Raw genomic sequence first — 1240 nt, forward strand, 5'->3', positions numbered from 1 at the left:
GGCCCCCGCCGTCCCCGACCCGCTCGCCCACTCCTTGGGCGAGGCGTTCGCCGCCTGCGCCGAAGCGGCCCACCGCGGCCTCCTGAACTCCCCGCCAGGGCTCCGCACCCGGATCACGAAGGCTGCCGAGGACCTCGAAAAGCTCGGCCTCCGCACGACCGCCGAGACCGTCAGGGCCTTCACGGCCGCGCTGTCCGGCGACGACCCGCACCACATGACCCGCACCTGGGCCACCGCCTGCGTCCGCCTGCTGACCGCCGCCGAACTCCGCTAGCGCGATGGCTCAGGCGCGGCAGGTGAGGGGGCGGCCGCCGTTGTAGTCGACCATGTCGTTCAGGGCGGCGAGCAGATCGATCTGGGCGCCGGGCTCGTGGCCGTCCAGTTCGGCGTAGGCGCGGTGGAGGTTGCCGACCAGGCGCTCGGGGTCGGTCAGCCCGGCGAACGGGCCGAGGCCGGTCTCGCGGGCGGCCTCCAGCGGCGACAGGCCGGCCGGTTTCGCCTCGGCCGCCGTCGCCTGGACGAACCGGGCGTAGGCGAGGACGCCGTCGATCAGCTCGGGCCCCGCGACGGGGCCGTGCCCCGGGACGATCGTCTCCGCGCCCAGCGGGGCGACGACCTCCTCCAGGACCTTGACGGCACCCGCGATCGACCCCTGCATCAGGAACGGGGTGCCGCCGTTGAACAGCAGGTCGCCGCAGAACAGCACCCGCCGGTCCGGGATCCACACGATGGAGTCGTTGGTGGTGTGCGCGGGCGTACCGACGTGCCGGACCTCGCAGCGGAGGTCGTCCACCCACAGGGTGACGCCGTCGGTGTAGGTGAGGAACGGCGGTTCGAGCTCGACGTCGCCCCAGTCGACCTTCGTCCAGAACGGCTCGTCGAACGGCTTGCCCCAGCCGAGCGCGCCCTCCCGCGTCCCCTCGTGGCCGACGACGGTGGCCCCGGAGAACAGGTAGTTGCCGAACGTGTGGTCGCCGTGGTGGTGGGTGTTGACCAGCGTCCGGACGGGGCGGCCGGTGACCGACCGGATCGACTCCAGGTAGGCGCGGGTGCGGCGCTCCGTCGAGCACGCGTCCACGCTGGTCACACCGCGCGCCCCCACGAGGAACCCGGTGTTGTTGATCCACCAGGTGCCGTCCGGCTGGAGGTAGGCGAAGATCCCGTCGGAGACCTCCTGCAGCCGCGGGCTTCCCGGGCCGTCCCGGTCGGGTGCGTCGCTCATGCGCCCGGAGTGTAACCG

2 protein-coding genes are annotated in these 1240 nt (G+C 73.1%); one reads left to right on the top strand and one right to left on the bottom strand.

What is annotated here, in order from left to right; genetic code table 11:
- The coding region (locus E1293_RS48410) for a hypothetical protein (RefSeq protein ID WP_207939563.1) at window positions 1-274 on the top strand (274 nt) is incomplete at its 5' end.
- Between the two features lie 9 nt (window positions 275-283).
- Here the strand turns inward: E1293_RS48410 and E1293_RS47045 are convergent.
- Complete coding sequence (locus tag E1293_RS47045) at window positions 284-1222, bottom strand: MBL fold metallo-hydrolase (RefSeq protein WP_132206650.1); 939 nt, start codon at window positions 1220-1222, stop codon at window positions 284-286.
- Between the last annotated feature and the right edge of the window lie 18 nt (window positions 1223-1240).

This window comes from Actinomadura darangshiensis, assembly GCF_004349235.1.
Taxonomy (GTDB): domain Bacteria; phylum Actinomycetota; class Actinomycetes; order Streptosporangiales; family Streptosporangiaceae; genus Spirillospora; species Spirillospora darangshiensis.

What these genes read in the sequence shown, in the direction of transcription:
- E1293_RS47045 (WP_132206650.1), bottom strand. Translation starts at nt 1,222, where the DNA reads ATGAGCGACGCACCCGACCGGGACGGCCCGGGAAGCCCGCGGCTGCAG.